This is a genomic window from Ruegeria sp. B1, assembly GCF_056535885.1.
In genome coordinates, this window is record NZ_JBQFJA010000001.1 from 3,171,460 (window position 1) to 3,186,664 (window position 15,205).

Annotated in this window: 16 protein-coding genes; 9 read left to right on the forward strand and 7 right to left on the reverse strand. The window is 58.8% G+C overall.

Translation table 11 applies throughout. The features are described from left to right. Window position 1: 1 nt before the first annotated feature. From ACR3ES_RS15655 to ACR3ES_RS15675, 5 genes are all read left to right on the forward strand, one after another. Window positions 2-640 carry a lysoplasmalogenase gene (locus tag ACR3ES_RS15655; RefSeq protein ID WP_170435642.1) on the forward strand — a complete coding sequence of 213 codons (639 nt, stop codon included), beginning with the start codon at window positions 2-4 and terminating at the stop codon, window positions 638-640. A gap of 58 nt (window positions 641-698) precedes the next feature. After that, entirely contained in the window at window positions 699-1,841 is a 1,143-nt protein-coding gene (gene ftsY, locus ACR3ES_RS15660) for a signal recognition particle-docking protein FtsY (RefSeq protein ID WP_170435640.1), read from the forward strand. 88 nt (window positions 1,842-1,929) lie between these two features. Beyond that, window positions 1,930-2,832 carry a DMT family transporter gene (locus ACR3ES_RS15665; protein WP_170435638.1) on the forward strand — a complete coding sequence of 301 codons (903 nt, stop codon included), beginning with the start codon at window positions 1,930-1,932 and terminating at the stop codon, window positions 2,830-2,832. Between the two features lie 16 nt (window positions 2,833-2,848). Further along, the gene (locus ACR3ES_RS15670) at window positions 2,849-3,454 is read left to right on the forward strand and encodes an inner membrane-spanning protein YciB (RefSeq protein ID WP_170435636.1); all 606 of its coding nucleotides are present in this window, start codon (window positions 2,849-2,851) and stop codon (window positions 3,452-3,454) included. Between the two features lie 161 nt (window positions 3,455-3,615). Continuing rightward, on the forward strand, window positions 3,616-4,284 hold the full coding sequence (locus ACR3ES_RS15675; RefSeq protein ID WP_170435634.1) for a Crp/Fnr family transcriptional regulator: 669 nt from the start codon (window positions 3,616-3,618) through the stop codon (window positions 4,282-4,284). Window positions 4,285-4,528: 244 nt separating this feature from the next. On the opposite strand, the gene ACR3ES_RS15680 is transcribed toward ACR3ES_RS15675, so the two are convergent. The 6 genes from ACR3ES_RS15680 to rpiA form a co-directional block, all read right to left on the reverse strand. Then, window positions 4,529-5,998 carry a Do family serine endopeptidase gene (locus ACR3ES_RS15680; protein ID WP_170435675.1) on the reverse strand — a complete coding sequence of 490 codons (1,470 nt, stop codon included), beginning with the start codon at window positions 5,996-5,998 and terminating at the stop codon, window positions 4,529-4,531. A gap of 152 nt (window positions 5,999-6,150) precedes the next feature. Then, window positions 6,151-6,345 carry a DUF2065 domain-containing protein gene (locus ACR3ES_RS15685; RefSeq protein ID WP_170435631.1) on the reverse strand — a complete coding sequence of 65 codons (195 nt, stop codon included), beginning with the start codon at window positions 6,343-6,345 and terminating at the stop codon, window positions 6,151-6,153. Next, a complete protein-coding gene (gene hflC, locus ACR3ES_RS15690) occupies window positions 6,346-7,224 on the reverse strand; it encodes a protease modulator HflC (protein ID WP_170435629.1) in 879 nt (292 codons plus the stop codon). Further along, the gene (gene hflK / locus ACR3ES_RS15695) at window positions 7,224-8,369 is read right to left on the reverse strand and encodes an FtsH protease activity modulator HflK (RefSeq protein WP_170435627.1); all 1,146 of its coding nucleotides are present in this window, start codon (window positions 8,367-8,369) and stop codon (window positions 7,224-7,226) included. Before hflK ends, hflC begins: the two co-directional genes overlap by 1 nt. Before the next feature lie 72 nt (window positions 8,370-8,441). After that, a complete protein-coding gene (locus ACR3ES_RS15700; protein WP_170435625.1) occupies window positions 8,442-9,902 on the reverse strand; it encodes an FAD-dependent oxidoreductase in 1,461 nt (486 codons plus the stop codon). Window positions 9,903-10,024: 122 nt separating this feature from the next. Then, entirely contained in the window at window positions 10,025-10,813 is a 789-nt protein-coding gene (gene rpiA / locus ACR3ES_RS15705) for a ribose-5-phosphate isomerase RpiA (RefSeq protein WP_170435624.1), read from the reverse strand. Between the two features lie 168 nt (window positions 10,814-10,981). Between rpiA and ACR3ES_RS15710 the strand changes: the two genes are divergently transcribed. The 4 genes from ACR3ES_RS15710 to ACR3ES_RS15725 all read left to right on the forward strand — a co-directional run bounded on the left by ACR3ES_RS15710 (window position 10,982) and on the right by ACR3ES_RS15725 (window position 14,509). Beyond that, the gene (locus ACR3ES_RS15710) at window positions 10,982-11,683 is read left to right on the forward strand and encodes a glutathione S-transferase family protein (protein WP_170435622.1); all 702 of its coding nucleotides are present in this window, start codon (window positions 10,982-10,984) and stop codon (window positions 11,681-11,683) included. A 1-nt stretch (window position 11,684) separates the two neighbouring features. Then, window positions 11,685-13,058, forward strand: a complete 1,374-nt coding sequence (locus ACR3ES_RS15715) for an L-serine ammonia-lyase (protein WP_170435620.1) — start codon at window positions 11,685-11,687, stop codon at window positions 13,056-13,058. Between the two features lie 76 nt (window positions 13,059-13,134). Then, complete coding sequence (locus ACR3ES_RS15720; protein ID WP_170435618.1) at window positions 13,135-13,551, forward strand: GFA family protein; 417 nt, start codon at window positions 13,135-13,137, stop codon at window positions 13,549-13,551. A 43-nt stretch (window positions 13,552-13,594) separates the two neighbouring features. Continuing rightward, a complete protein-coding gene (locus ACR3ES_RS15725; protein WP_170435616.1) occupies window positions 13,595-14,509 on the forward strand; it encodes a DMT family transporter in 915 nt (304 codons plus the stop codon). Here the strand turns inward: ACR3ES_RS15725 and ACR3ES_RS15730 are convergent. Further along, window positions 14,454-15,161, reverse strand: a complete 708-nt coding sequence (locus ACR3ES_RS15730; RefSeq protein WP_170435614.1) for a thiamine diphosphokinase — start codon at window positions 15,159-15,161, stop codon at window positions 14,454-14,456. The genes ACR3ES_RS15725 and ACR3ES_RS15730 overlap by 56 nt on opposite strands. Window positions 15,162-15,205: the final 44 nt, after the last annotated feature.

The window sequence follows — 15,205 nt, forward strand, 5'->3', positions numbered from 1 at the left end:
CATGACGACTTTTCTATTTTGGGCGGCACTGGCCTGTGCCCTGACCTACTTGCCGCTAACCGTGCGGCCCGCCGGCTCTGTACGGTCGGTGTTGAAAACAGCCTCCGTCGCGCTTCTCGGCGTGATTGCCATCGCCCAATCGTTACCCTTTTTGCTGATCGTGGCCCTGACCCTATGCGCAATTGGCGACGCGCTGCTGTCGCGAGAGACGGACGCGACATTCATGGCCGGTATCGCAGCCTTTGCCGCCGGGCATATCGCGTATATCGGGCTGTTCCTGACCTTTCCCCTGAGCACCGTGGACCTGATCCTGGCTTCGCCAGCTATTGTTTGGTCACTCGTCATTCTCGGTATCGTCATGGCCACCTTGCTGGCACCGCGTGCAGGTGACTTGAAAGGTCCCGTGCTCGCCTACATCCCGATTATCCTCGGCATGGGCGTCGCAGTTCTGGCTTTGCCGGACGCCGGATCACTGCGATGGGCCCTGCCCGCCGCTCTCACCTTCATCGCCTCGGACCTGATCCTGGCGACCGAAAAGTTCTTGCTGCCCGCCGACCATCCGGCCCTCAAGCTCACGCCATACCTTGTCTGGCCGCTCTATTGGGGTGCACAGGCCGGTTTTCTGGCTGCCTTTTCTTGACCCTTTGCAACTGCCGTCAATCCGCATTAGGTGAGTTGAACACCTGCGGAGACCAAAAATGGCGTTTTTCTCAAAGCTGAAGGACCGGCTGTTCAAATCATCATCACGCCTGGAACAGGGGCTCGAGGCTATTGTCGAGGATGGCGGCGAAGAAACGACCGCGCCCGATCCTGTCGTCCCAGAGCCCGAACCCGAGCCGCAACCGGTTCCCGAGGTTCCACAGCCTGCGCCCGTCCCTCAACCGGTTGAAATACCCACGCCTGAACCCGCCGATCCGGCACCCACCCCGCCGCCACCCGAAGTGCCGGAGTCCAAGGGATTGCTGGGCCGTCTGCTTGGCCGCAGCGACACCCGGACCGAAGTCCGCCGCACTCTGGACGATGATATGCTGGAACAGCTTGAAGAGTTGTTGATTGCCTCGGATATGGGGGTCGACACGGCCCTGCGCGTGACCGCCAACATGGCCGAAGGGCGGTATGGCAAAAAGCTCTCGACCCATGAAATCAAACAGTTGCTCGCACAGGAAGTGGCGCGGGTGATGGACCCTGTCGCCAAACCGATGCCCCTCTACCCCAAACGCCCGCAAGTGGTATTGGTCGTTGGAGTCAACGGATCTGGCAAAACCACCACCATTGGCAAGCTGGCCAGCCAGTTCAAAGCGGCTGGAAAACAGGTTGTCATCGCCGCCGGAGACACCTTCCGCGCCGCGGCTGTCGAACAATTGCAGGTCTGGGGTGAACGCGCCGGCGTGCCGGTCCTTACCGCACCAGAAGGGTCGGACCCGGCTAGCCTGGCCTTCGACGCGCTGACCAAGGCGCAGGAGGACGGCGCCGACCTGCTGATGATCGACACCGCCGGACGCCTGCAAAACCGCGCCGATCTAATGGAGGAACTGGCCAAAATCGTTCGCGTCATCCGCAAGGTCGACGACACCGCACCGCACAACACCCTATTGGTCCTGGACGCCACCACCGGTCAGAACGCGCTCAGCCAGGTCGAAACCTTCCGTAATCTGGCGGATGTGTCGGGGCTGGTGATGACCAAACTCGACGGTACCGCCAAGGGTGGTGTTCTGGTCGCATTGGCAGACAAATTCGGCCTGCCCATCCACGCCATCGGCGTTGGGGAACAGATCGACGACCTCGCCCCGTTCGACCCCGAAGAATTCGCCGCAGCGCTCACCGGTCTGGGGCAATCCTGATCCGGACCTTCATCTGGCCCCAAATATCCTCCGGGGGTCTGGGGGTGGAAAACCCCCAGCCTCTCCACCCAACAAAAAGATCTGATACTTGAGCGACTGGCTGATCTCTCTTGACGGCACGGCCGCGGGCCATCAACTGGCTCTCGGGCTTGCTTTGATGGCCGCCTTCCTGCACGCCGTCTTTGGAGCGTTGCAAAAGGGCCGCCACGATCCCTGGCTATCGCGCGGGGCAATTGATGCCAGCTATTGCCTTCTTGCCGCGCCTTTTGCGCTCTTTGTGGTGCCCTGGCCGGAACCTTATATGTGGCCCATCTTTGCAACTGTCTGGCTGATCCATACCGCGTATAAAATCCTTCAAGCCATGGCCTATACCAAGGGGTCCTACACCGTGGTCTATCCGGTCATGCGCGGGACCGCGCCGCTGTTCACGGTGATCGGAGCCTATCTGCTGTTCGGAGAAGTGTTTTCCGGCATGCAATGGTTCGGCGTTACAGTTCTGCTGGCCGGCATTTTCGGACTGGCAGCGTATAACCTGCGTTTTCTGGAAACCGACCGGGACACGTTGGGCATTGCGCTGGTTCTCGCCATTGCGACCGGTCTGTTCGTTGCACTCTACACCACCTATGACGCCTATGGCATACGGGCGACAGCCGATCCCTTCACATTTTTAGCGTGGTTTTTTATGATCGACGGGGTCGTCATGCCGATTTACGTGTTCCTCAGATGGCGCACCATGATCCATCGTCCCGCCATCGGTCCGTTGATGCTGCGTGGGCTGGCAGGAGGGATCATCGCACCCCTGTCCTTTGGCGCGATCATGCTGGCCACCCGTCTCGACAAAGTGGGTGAAGCCGCCGTGTTGCGCGAAACATCTACAGTGTTCGCCGCGCTGATTGGCTGGCTGGTCCTTAAGGAAACCGTGGGTCCCCGACGCATTGCCCTGATGGCATTGATTGCGCTTGGCGCAGTAATAGTTGAAATGGGCGGGTAAGCGGCAGGATGGAATCATGACAGGCAAGAAAGAGATCAACCCGTTTCTGAAACAGGTGCTGGAACTGGGCCCGCCGCTGGCGTTCTTCTTCATCTATCTGCGCCTGCGGGATGACAGCTTTCAATTCGGCGCCACCGAGTATTCGGGTTTTATCGTGGCCACGATCCTCTTTGTTCCGCTGATGCTGGGAGCGATGGCGATCCTGTGGTACCTGACCGGCAAACTCAGCCGAATGCAAATCTTCACCGCCATCATGGTCATCTTTTTCGGCGGGCTGACGGCCTGGTTCAATGATGAGCGGTTCTTCAAGATGAAAACCACACTGGTTTATGGGTTCTTCTCGCTCATTCTTGGGATCGGCCTGCTGCAAGGCAAATCTTATCTGGCCTATGTGCTGAATGAGATGCTGCCCATGCGCCACGAGGGCTGGATGATCCTGACACGCCGCCTGTGCGGGTGTTTTGCTGTTCTGGCTGTTGCCAATGAAGTGGTCTGGCGCACCCTGTCCACCGATCTCTGGGTCAAGATTGAAACATTTGGCTTTCCCATCGCCCTGATGGTGTTCCTGATGCTGCAATTCAATCTGTTGCAGAGTTACATGGACGATCCAGACAGCCAGTAGACGCATCATCAAGTTCAGTATCGGACGGCTCGCGCATACCGCCTTCGGTCGCTGTTCGGAAAGTAGCCAATAGAGGTATCCGACAAAAACCTTGGCTTAGCGCTAAACCTGTGAAAAATTAGGGCACCACTCACCACTTCCATCTGGAGAACTGTGCCAGAATGACGGCCTTCCCAACCAGCGGCTTTCTGTCCGAAGCGTCCGACAGATTGAGAGCGATGCTTTCGGCACAAGCATCCGAGATATCCTTGGAAAAAAACGAAGTTCTGTTCGAACAGGATGACGAGGGCGATGCGCTCTATGCCATTCTGGAGGGCACATTGGAGGTCTCGTTTCTGGCCATGAGCGGCCGAAAGCTGACCCTGACCCTGATGCGCCCCGGCGAAGTGTTCGGCGAGATCGCCCTGTTCGACAATGGACCACGCACCGCAACAATTGCCGCTGCTGAGCCGTCGCGTGTCTTGCGTGTCCGCCGCAATGACGTCATGAACCAGATCCGCCAGCATCCCGACCTGGCCGAGGACATGATCCGCCTCGCCGGCCGTCGGATGCGCTGGATGGGATCGCAACTGAACGAACAGGTGTTTTTGCCGTTGCCAATCCGTCTGGCCCGCAAACTGCTGCACCTGTCCGGGCTGCAGGATGATCCGGCTGAACGGATAACCCTGTCGCAAAGCGAACTGGCCGAGTTTGTCGGTGCAACGCGCGAAGCCGTCTCCAAGACTATTGCCACGTGGAAGCGCGACAACGTTGTCGAAGCCTCGAGGGGTGGTTTGTTGATTCAGGATTTTCAGGCTCTGCACGAACTGGCAGAGTCCGATCTGATCTAATCCCGTGTGATCTGGTTCACATACGCGGTGAGCTCATTACCCTAGATTGAACGTGTACCGTAGGAGGTCAGAGAATCATCCCCGATATCTGTCCACTGACCTCTCCCTGTATCTGAGCCATATGCCTTTCGGCATATGGCTCATTTCTTTTCTGTCAGACGCCACGGCATTCTGCACAAGCCACGTCGTGATCGCGCGAAAAAGGCCGGGCGAAACCCCGGCCTTCTCAGATCATACTTGGAATTTACTCTTCGAGGCTCAACGCCACAAACCTGGGATCACCACCGCGACGAACCAGCAAGAGCAGCGACTTTCGCCCGGCCTCGCGCGCCTCGTCCATACGTGCTTCAAGATCCGCAATCGACGTGACCTTTTGCTGACCCGCCTCGGTGATCAGATCTCCGGCGCGCAACCCTTTGGCATAAGCCTCGGATGCCTCATCCACATCGGACACGACCAGACCCTCGGCCTCTGCGTCCAGACCCAGGTCCTCGCGCAGAGTGTCGGTCAGCGGCGAAATCGTCAGACCCAGAATATCCGTGTTTTCGTCAACCGGTTCGTCTTGCGCCTCGTCTTCGCCATTCTCGGAACGTTCCGCATCCTCGCGACGACCCAGAGTGACAAGCACGGTCTGCGTTCCGCCGTCCCGCTGCACAACCACTCGAACGGATTTACCAACAGTTGTCTCGCCGACCTGCCGGACAAGACTGCGGGTATCTTCGACCTCGACACCATCAAAGCTGAGGATCACATCCCCGGCTTTTAGACCGGCTTCTTTGGCCGGACCATCCGGCACGTCGCTGATCAACGCCCCACCCGGTTTATCGAGGCCCATCGCCTCGGCCATGTCCTCGGTGACATCCTGAATCCGGACACCCAGCCAACCGCGGCGGGTTTCACCGAATTCACGCAGTTGGTCGACAACTTTGACGACCACATTTGACGCCATCGAGAACCCGATTCCGATCGAGCCGCCATTTGGGGACAGAATGGCAGTGTTCACACCGATCACCTGCCCGTCCATGTTGAACAACGGACCGCCCGAGTTGCCCCGGTTGATGGCGGCATCTGTCTGAATGTAATCGTCATAAGACCCGCTCAGCGCCCGGTTACGGGCGGACACGATGCCTGCGGAGACCGAGAAACCCTGTCCCAGCGGGTTGCCCATCGCAATGACCCAATCGCCGACCCGCGCTGTGTCGCTGTCTCCAAAGGTCACGTATTGCAGCGGGCTTGTCGCTTCGACCTTGAGCAGAGCGATGTCTGTCTTGTCGTCAGTGCCTATCACGGTTGCCGGAAGTTCCTTGGCGGGCTGCCCATCAGCAGGGAAGAATTCAACAAGGATTTCATCGGCTTCTGCGATGACATGATTGTTGGTGACGATAAACCCATCCTCGGAGATCACAAAGCCCGACCCCAGCGCGGCGCTGCGGCGCGGCCGATCCCCTTCGTCTCCGTTGCGGTCCTGAAACTCGCGAAAAAAGTCTTCGAAAGGCGATCCTTCCGGCACGATCCCCTGGGGACCGGTTTGTCCTTCGATCAAAGTCGAGGTTGTGATGTTCACAACGGCGGGGCTGATCTGTTCGGCTAGCGGCGCAAGGCTCTCACCCCGCGCCTGAGCCGTCATAGTCTGTGCCAGCACCAGAACCATACCGGCAAAGGCAAGCCACATAAGCCGCACGAAAACAACCACTTCGTCCCTTCGGACCAACATACTGCGCGCTTTTGCCTGCACCTGGGCTCTCCTTGCTGATACTCTTGCCTTGGCCGCCCTCGGGCGGTTTTGCTTGACTTCCAATGTAGTCAGTTTGGTCGCGCTAGCAACTCGGGATCGCAGGGAAATCACCGGCAAGTGAAATCACCGCCTCAAAACCCCACCTGATATGCCCCCCATAACAGGATAAAGCCACTGACCACGCACAGCATACCCATCAGGCGCCGGGCCGATTCCGGCAGGGCGCGCAGTGCCTCAAGCATGCGTTCAATAAGCGAAGGGGCCAGCGCATAGGCCAGCCCCTCGACAATCAGCACCAGCCCAAAGGCCAGAAGGATCATACCCATTTATCGACCAGCCTGCCCTGTCGGCGATTTGAGGTAATTGAAGAACTCGGAATCCGGGCTCAGCACCATCGAGCTGTTCCCCCCACCCAGCGCCTGCTCATAAGCTGACAGCGAGCGGTAGAATTCAAAGAATTCGGGATCCGCACCATAGGCCTCGGCAAAGATCGCGTTGCGTTCGGCATCTGCCTCACCACGGATGATCTCGGCTTCGCGGTTGGCGTCTGAGACCAGTTCCACCACGGTCCGGTCGGCCTGCGCCCGAACACGCTGCGCCGCCTCGTTACCACGGGCGCGTTCGTCGGTCGCTTCGCGTTCCCGTTCCGCCTTCATCCGGTCAAAGGTTGCCTCAAGGTTCGCCTGCGGCAGGTCGGTCGCCTTAAGACGCACGTCGATCACATTCACGCCCAGCGCTTGTGCTTGTGCGATCGCGCTGTTGCGGATGCGTAGCATCAGCGCGGCCCGGTCAGAGCTCAGGATATCGCGGGACGAGACCGAGCCCAGCACTTCGCGGGTTTCAGCGCGCAGAATGCGGTCCAGACGATCCTCGGCCACCGGGATACCGCCGACGCCCACCGCCTGACGGAACTGTTCAAGGTCGGAAATCCGGTACCGCGCAAAGGCATCTACAACCAGACGTCGATCATCCAGTGGTGTGACTTCCAACGGCTGCACGTCGATCGACAGGATGCGGTCATCATAGCGAACAACCTCTTGAATGACCGGGATCTTGAATGCCAAACCAGGCTCTTCCTTGACGGCAACAACGCGTCCGAACTGAAGAACCAGCGCGCGCTCGCGTTCGTCCACAATAAAGATCGAAGAAAGGCCGATCACGCCGAGAATGACGACAACAATCAGAATAATAGGTGATTTACGCATCAGTTACTCTCCGCGACAGGGGTGTTACGGCGCAATTCGTTCAGCGGCAGATACGGCACAACGCCCTGCCCCTGACCGGTCGAGTTCTCATCCAGAATGATCTTGTCAACGTCGCCCAAAACCTGCTCCATCCGTTCCAGATAGAGACGTTTGCGGGTCACATCGGGTGCTTTGGAGTATTCTTCCAGAACCGCACTGAAACGGCTGGCCTCACCCTGTGCACTGTTGATCTGCTGGGCGCGATAGGCTTCGGCTTCTTCGAGAACCTGCGCGGCCTCACCACGGGCCTCGGCGAGAACCCGGTTCGCGTAGGCGTCAGCGACGTTCTGCAACCGGTCACGCTCCTGCGCAGCCGCCTGGACGTCGCGGAACGCGGCGATCACGTCCTGCGGCGGGTCGGCCTTGTCAAAGTTCACACGGACGATGTTCACACCGGAATCATAGCTGTCCATCGTTAATTGGATCAGCTCCTGCAAACGGTCTGCAATGATACCCCGATCACGGTTCAGGATCGGCGCCAGCTCGCTTTGCGCGATAATTTCGCGCATCGCCGATTCAGACACGGCACGGATGGTTTGGCGCGGATCGCGAAGGTTGAACAGGAACTTGGCCGGGTCGTTGATGTTCCAGACAACCTGATAGTCGATATCGACAACGTTTTCGTCACCGGTCAGCATCAGACCGTCGTCGCTGCTGCGCGCGCCGCCCATGTCTTCGTTCTGCTCGCGTGTAACCGGGATAACCTCAGCCGTCACCACGGGCCATGGCGCGAAGTTCAGACCCGGATTTCCGACCGCTGAAAACTCACCCAGAAACAGCTCAACAGACTGTTCTTCTGGTTTCACGGTATAAAAACTGGCGGCCGCCCACAGGCCCGCCGCAACCAGCACACCGATGACAACTGTGCCTCTGGTAAAGATCGGGCCACCGCCGCCGGACCCCGAACCACTGCCGCCACGACCGCCGCCACGACCGCCCATCAGGACGCGCAGCTGTTCCTGGCCCTTTTTCATCAGCTCGTCGATCTCGGGGATCTGCGGGCCATCGCTTTCGGGAGGCTTGCGCCCATCCCCGTTATTACCCCGATTTCCTCCGCCTCCGGATGAGCCTCCGCCCCCCCAGGGGCCGCCGCTGTTGCCCGCCATATGTATCGTTTCCTTCGTTTAGGCCCGTGTGATCACGGGGTCCCTTGTAACTTGTGTGCGCACGCTTGCAAATCAAGCGGTGCGCATAGGTTGCCGCATTGTCACGATTTCTTCGGACATGGTCGGATGAACCGCCACGGTCCGGTCGAAATCTTCCTTGGTTGCACCCATCTTTATGGCTATTCCGGCCAACTGAATCATTTCGCCGGCACCTGGTGCGACAATATGGCAGCCCAGGACCTTCCGCGATGCTTTGCTGACCACCAGTTTCATAAGGACACGGTCGGGTTTTCCCGCAAAAGCAGACTGCATCGGGCGAAAACTGGTGCAATAGATTTCAACCTCTTCCTGCTCACGCGCGGCTTCTTCACTCAGACCAACCGTACCCATTTCGGGTTGCGTGAAAATCGCGCTGGGAATCAGATCGTGATCGACCGGTGTCGGATTGCCTTTGAAGACGGTTTCGACAAATGCCATTCCTTCGCGGATCGCGACAGGTGTCAGGTTCACGCGATTGGTCACATCGCCGATTGCATAGATTGACGGGACCGCGGTTTGGCTGAATTCATCAACAACCGCCTCGCCCCGGCGCCCAATCTCAACGCCAACCTCCTCAAGTCCCATGCTGCGCGTATTCGGATCCCGACCGGTTGCGAAAAGCACCGTGTCAAAGACTTTCTCGACCCCGTTCGTGGCCTTCACCCAAACCGGGCCCTGGCGATTTCCGCCATGACTTTGCCGCAGGGGCTTGTCTTGCACGGCAACTCCCATCGCCGCGTCCGACTGAGTGAGCGTTTGGCCGATCTCGTGATCCTCGCTTGCGGGCGCCATTTCCACGATGTTGGTGCCCAGATGCAGGTCAATGCCCTTTTCGCGCATCGCCTCGGCAACCAACCCGCGCGCTTCGTCATCAAAACCGCGCAGGATTTGCGCCCCACGATAAAATTGCGTCACTTCGACGCCTAGCCCGTGCATGATACACGCAAATTCGCACGCGATATAGCCACCGCCGATAATCAGAATGGATTTGGGCAGTTTTGGCAGATGAAAGATGTCATCCGATACGATGCCCAAATCTGCGTTCGGCAGATCCGGCCGAACCGGATGACCGCCCGTCGCCACCAGAATGTGCTTGGCCGTGAACTCTTGTCCGGTGGACAGCGATACGGTGTGCGCATCTTTGATCGTGGCGCGCGCATCGAAAGCGTCGACGCCCGAGTTCTTCAGCAAACTGCGATAGACATCTTCCAGCCGGTCGAGCTCCGTGTTGAGCTTGCCGGAAAACGCGGGCCAGTCGAACTCACCGTCGGCGAAGTCCCAACCGTATGAGCGGCCCTCGGACATCAATTCCCCATATTCACTGGCGAAGACCATCAGCTTTTTCGGAACACAGCCCCGTATCACACAGGTGCCGCCATAACGGTCCTCTTCGGCCAGCGCCACTTTGGCTCCGGTCTCACCAGCCGCCACACGGGCGGCGCGCACCCCGCCCGAGCCCCCACCGATGACAAACAGATCATAGTCAAAGCTCATGACAGGTTCCTTCGTTCTTCATTCAAAAGTCTCTGGGTATCTGGGCGCGAAATGTCACCTGCCAACCCCTCACTTAGAAAATTCAATATGCACGGGGGGGGTCGCGGTTCGACCGCCCAGTTTCAATCTGCGATATCTGAGAACAGGTTCTCTCCAGCTCCGTCCACCAGTTGATCCAACTCAATCGTTCCGGCATTGATATCGCGCAGCTCGACCCGGCCATCGCCGTGACCGACCACGACCTTATCACAGATATCGATGAACAGGCCGTTTTCGACCACCCCGGGCACCTGGTTCAGCACCAGGGCGAGTTGTCGTGCATTGCCAATACGTTGCAGATGCAGGTCAAGAATGTGGTTGCCTTCATCCGTCACAAACGGAGCTTCGCCATTCATGCGCAGCACGGCTGACGTGCCCAGAACATCCATCGTGTTCAACGCCTCTTCGATCAGGGTGCGCGTGGTTTGCCACCCAAACGGGATCACCTCGACCGGCAACGGATAAGCGCCCAGCGTTTCAACTTCTTTGCCGGCATCCGCGATCACCACCATCTGATCGCTTGCGGTTGCCACGATCTTTTCCTGCAGATGCGCGCCGCCGCCGCCTTTGATCAGATTGAACTCTCCGTCGAATTCGTCCGCGCCGTCAATGGTCAGATCCAGCCATCCGGCCTGATCCAATGAGATCACTTCGATCCCGACTTCGCGGGCCAGTTGCGCGGTTCGGGTCGAGGTGGGCACGCCCTTGATCTGCAAACCTTCGTTCTGGACCCGTTCACCAAGGCGACGCACAAGCCACACGGCGGTCGATCCGGTGCCCAATCCAACACGCATCCCCCCTTCGACCATGTCAGCGGCGCGGCGCGCGGCAACATATTTGGCCGTATCGATGGGCGACAATTCTCCGGTCATGGCAGCTTTCCCATATATTGCTGCCGGACTTATACGGAATGCGGCGCATAACTTCGAGACCCAAATCACACGGGTTGCAGACCCTTATTGTCGCTCTTATACGTGTTTCCTATCGGAAACGTCGCAATCGGCACTTCCCGTTCTTACGCTGGTATATAAATAGGCCTCATGGATAACTCTTACCGCCTGCACTATGCCCCCGATAACGCCTCGCTGGTGATCAGACTGGTACTGGAGGAGATGGGTACGTCCTACGATACGGCTCTGGTGGACAGAAGCCGGGACGAGCAGAATGGCGTTTCGTATCGGACATTGAATCCAAACGGGTTGATTCCGGTTCTGGAAACCCCGCAAGGCCCGATTTTCGAGACCGCCGCGATACTCTTGTGGCTGGCCGACACCCATGGCCAACTGGCGCCTTCGTCGGGTGATCCGGACCGCGCGGCATTTCTGAAATGGCTTTTCTTTGCCTCCAACACGTTACATGCCGATCTGCGCATCCTGTTTTATGCGGAAAAGTACATCGATCCTGCCCAGGCCAACACGCTGCGGGCAGGTATCCGACCCCGTCTTCGTCAACACCTGAAGTTTCTGGATGCCCAGGCGGCACAGGCACCGGACTGGTTTCACGCGGAAAAACCCTCGGTCCTGACATATTACATTGCCTGCATGATGCGGTGGATGGCACTTTACCCCGCGCGGATGGACCGCAGCTGGTATCAACTGGCCGACACACCCTATCTGCAAACGATCCTGATGCAGCTGGAGCACCGCCCCGCAACGCGCGCCGCCATCGCCGCCGAGGGGCTGGGGGCCACACCCTTCACCGCTCCGATACACCCCAATCCTCCAGAAGGCTCGGCCACCTGACATGTTCCTCTCTGTCTTTGATATGTTCAAAGTGGGCATCGGCCCGTCCTCGTCGCACACAATGGGCCCGATGGTGGCCGCAGCGCGGTTTCTGGACATGATGCGCGCCTCGCCCTTTGACTTTGCGGGTCTGCGCGGTTCGCTGCATGGATCGCTGGCCTTCACCGGCGTTGGGCATGCCACGGATCGCGCCACCATTCTGGGCTTGGCCGGATTCGTTCCGGACACCTATGACAACGACAAGGCCGAGGCGGCACTGGCGGCCATATCGGACACCCACACCGTCACGCCCGAAGGGTTGCCCACCCTGAAATTCAACCCCAAAACCGATCTGATCTTTGACTATGATCACAATCTGCCGGGGCATGCCAACGGTATGATCCTGATGGCCACCGATGCACAGGGCGACGTCATTCTGCGCCAGGTGTTTTATTCCATCGGCGGTGGCTTTGTCCTGACCGAAGAGGAACTGGCCCAAGGCAAGGCAACGGACGAAGGCGCTCCGGTCCCTTTCCCTTTCAAGTCAGCGGCCGAGATGCTCGACATGGCCAAGACCAGCGGCAAGACCATCGCAGGTATGAAGCGCGATAATGAAGTCGCGCGGGGATGCGCGAACAGTTTTGCCAAGGGCTCGGCCCGGCTTTGGCAGGTGATGAACGACTGTATCGAACGCGGCCTGACCACCGATGGCATTCTGCCGGGTGGTCTGAGCGTGCGCCGCCGCGCAAAAGGCATCTATGACTCGTTGATGGCCGAACGTGGAATGAACCTGACAGCACCGCACACCATCAATGACTGGATGAGTGTCTATGCCATGGCGGTGAACGAAGAAAACGCCGCGGGTGGGCAAGTTGTCACCGCACCCACCAATGGTGCGGCTGGCGTGCTGCCTGCTGTTCTGCGCTATTATCTCGATCATGTACCCGGCGCATCCGAGAGCCATATCGAAGACTTCCTGCTGACCGCTGCAGCGATCGGTGGATTGGTCAAATACAATGCGTCAATCTCGGGCGCAGAGGCGGGGTGCCAGGCCGAGGTTGGCAGCGCCTCGGCCATGGCTGCGGCGGGTCTGTGTGCCGTCATGGGCGGCACGCCGGAACAGGTGGAAAACGCGGCCGAGATCGCGTTGGAACACCATCTGGGTATGACATGCGACCCGATCGCCGGGCTGGTGCAGGTGCCGTGTATCGAACGCAACGGATTGGGGGCGATCAAGGCGGTGTCGGCCGCATCCCTAGCCCTGCGCGGGGATGGTCAGCACCTGGTTCCGCTGGACGCGGTTATCGAAACCATGCGCCAAACCGGAGAGGACATGCACGCGAAGTACAAAGAGACCTCGTTGGGTGGTTTGGCGGTAAACGTACCGAATTGCTAAAGCGTCAGGCGCAGTTCGGCATATGCTCATCGCGGATTTTCTGTAAGGCTGCGGACAGCCATTAGAGAGGTGAGGTATGCGTGGTCGGTGTTTGTGCGGTGAAATCCGGTTTGAAGTTGAACCCCCGGTTCTGTCCTGCGTGACATGCCATTGCGAAAGCTGTCGCCGACAGTGTTCGGCCCCGATGACCGCCTATTTTGGCGTACGGGACGGTCAGTGGCGGTGGACCGGGGACGCGCCCGCGCTGTTCCATTCCTCCCCGGGTGTCGAGCGCAGTTTTTGTCCCAAGTGCGGGACACCGATGTCGTTCCGGTCCACCTCGATGTCCGATGTCATGCATCTCTATGTGGCCGCTCTGGAAGACCCCGAAGCGCTTGAACCCACGTTGCATGTTGCGCATGAGGAGCGCGTGAGCTGGCTCAAACTGGATGACGGCCTGCCCCAATGCATCGGTCCAGACTACACAAAATACCAACCATTGCCCGAGGCCTGATTTCGGTCTTCCCTCTGCGAGGCCGAGCCGATAGCGTGCCGGCATGACCCAGGATCGTCCCGTATTTGGCATCGTTCTGATGCTCGGCTTTTGCGTGCTTGCGCCGCTTGGTGACGCGCTGGCCAAACTGCTGGGCGAAACGACACCACTGGGTCTGCTGGTGCTCGTCCGGTTTGCGGTTCAGGCGTTGATCCTGATCCCGCTGGTTGCCTTGACCGGACGCCCCTGGCGCATGCGGGGACGTATCCTGCGGCTGACGGTCATCCGCACTCTGCTGCATATCGTCGGGATTTCGGCAATGTTCAGCGCCTTGCAATTCCTGCCGCTTGCGGACGCGGTGGCGATTGCCTTTGTCATGCCGTTCATCATGTTGCTGCTGGGCCGATATGTACTGGGCGAAGAGGTCGGCAGTCGACGGCTGATTGCGTGCATCGTCGGGTTTGTGGGCACATTGCTGGTGATCCAGCCCAGCTTTGCCGAAGTCGGCGCGCCGGCCCTTTTACCTGTGGTCGTGGCGGTGGTCTTTGCGCTGTTCATGCTGGTGACGCGGCAGGTCGCCAAAGAGACGGACCCGATTTCGTTGCAAGCCGTGTCCGGTGTGTTCGCCACCATCTTGTTGCTGCCAATTGTTTTGATTGGAACGCAGGCCGGGATTTGGGAGCTTTCGCTGATAATTCCGACGGGCAATACCCACTGGCTGCTGATCGGCATCGGTTTGCTGGGCACCGTCGCGCATCTGCTGATGACTTGGTCGCTACGCTATGCACCTTCGGCGACACTGGCGCCGATGCAATATCTGGAAATCCCCGTCGCAACCCTGATTGGCTGGATGATTTTTCACGATTTCCCCGACGGGCTGGCGGGCCTGGGCATATTGATCACCATTGCTGCCGGTCTCTACGTCATTCTGCGTGAGCGGGCCAGCGCCCGGTCTGCCCCGACAGAAACGCCTGCATGACCTGATCCAGTGCGGCGCGCGGCGCCATCACCACAAGCCCCGGGCCATCCATCTGCAACACGACGTCGGACACCACCCGGTTCGATGTGCCAATTTGTTTGAGCGGTTCGAACACCAGGTTTTTGATGGGCCATTCCAATCCCTGGCTGTCCCCGGTGACCCGTTGAAGCGGGAACAGCGACACGATCTCTCCCGGATTGGCGCTGAATGTGACTTTCGGGGGGGCATGAAAAACGATTTCGTGTTCGCCCAACAATATACAAGGGCAGTCCGGTCGGCTCACCAACGTGTTTAGGGCCGCCAGTTGATGATCCAGACGTCCCCCTAGGAACCCAACACCCAAGGCTATCGGGGCTTCAACGCTGCGCAACGCCTTATCAAAATCCGTGCTGTCCTGCTCTGCGATCTGAAAGAGACGATCAGACGGGATTTGCTGACGAGTCTTGCTGTCCAGCGAATCAAAATCGCCAATCACGGCGTCTGGCATCCGCCCTGATTCGACCAATGCGGTTGCTCCGCTATCAACCGCGACAGCGGATTCAACACGAATCAGCGCGTCAGCCAGGTCGTTTTTGCCGATATGCCCCCCGCCAAACAGGCCGATTGGATCATTTGCCCGCACAATCGGCGCATTTTTTCTAGGATTGATCATTTTTTCCGGTTTTGGACATATTCAGACCACAAAATGATAGGTTG